This window comes from Gillisia xinjiangensis (assembly GCF_046298265.1).
GTDB lineage: Bacteria > Bacteroidota > Bacteroidia > Flavobacteriales > Flavobacteriaceae > Gillisia > Gillisia xinjiangensis.
Genome location: NZ_JBKAHK010000057.1, coordinates 1 through 627 on the forward strand (window position 1 = coordinate 1; position 627 = coordinate 627).

2 protein-coding genes are annotated in these 627 nt (G+C 70.0%); both read right to left on the reverse strand.

Features of this window, described 5'->3' with window-relative positions:
• Positions 1 to 21: 21 nt before the first annotated feature.
• The gene (locus tag ACKGJN_RS16445) at positions 22 to 228 is read right to left on the reverse strand and encodes a hypothetical protein (protein ID WP_409540652.1); all 207 of its coding nucleotides are present in this window, start codon (positions 226 to 228) and stop codon (positions 22 to 24) included.
• 93 nt (positions 229 to 321) lie between these two features.
• A partial coding sequence (locus ACKGJN_RS16450; protein ID WP_409540653.1) for a helix-turn-helix domain-containing protein occupies positions 322 to 627 on the reverse strand: 306 nt, incomplete at its 5' end.

Below are 627 nucleotides of genomic sequence, written 5' to 3' on the forward strand. Positions count from 1 at the left end.
GACGCCCCGCGGAGGTCCGGATCAGACGCGCTTGTTGACGACGCGGATGCGCGCGCCCAGGCGGCGGGCAAAGACGGCGGGATCGCGCAGCGGATCGCTCTCACGGGCAAGGTCGCGCAGCTCATCGCCGGCCGCTTGCAGGCGCGGCTTCACCGCCGTCTCGTAGGAATCGGCGGCGCGCGCCTGGACTTCCGGGTTGGCGGCGATGCGCCGGGCGGCACCGATCAACAGTCTACGCAACAGGGGCACCGCGCTCCTCCTCTTTTACCCGCCCTTCTCCGGCTCTTCTGCCGGCCGCGCCTCGCCATCCAAGATGACGTTTCAGCCCGCCGGTTCAAGGGTCTTTTCGAAACGGCGTACCGCGCGGCTGACGGTGCTGTAGTGTACCGCAAAATGCCGGGCAATGCTGACCTGGCTATAGGCGCCGCTCAAGTAGGCCCGGGCCATCGCCTCGTCGCGGCTGGCCGCTTCGGCAGCGAAGGTTTCGAGCGGTGGCGGCGGCGCCTGCCACTGGGCTTTCGGGATCTCGGCCAGGTTGCCGCGCCCGGCGGCCTCCGCCTTGGCCCGCTCGCGCATCGCCGTGACGAACGCCTCCGACCCGAGAAAGACCTGGTGGCGCAGGTGGTC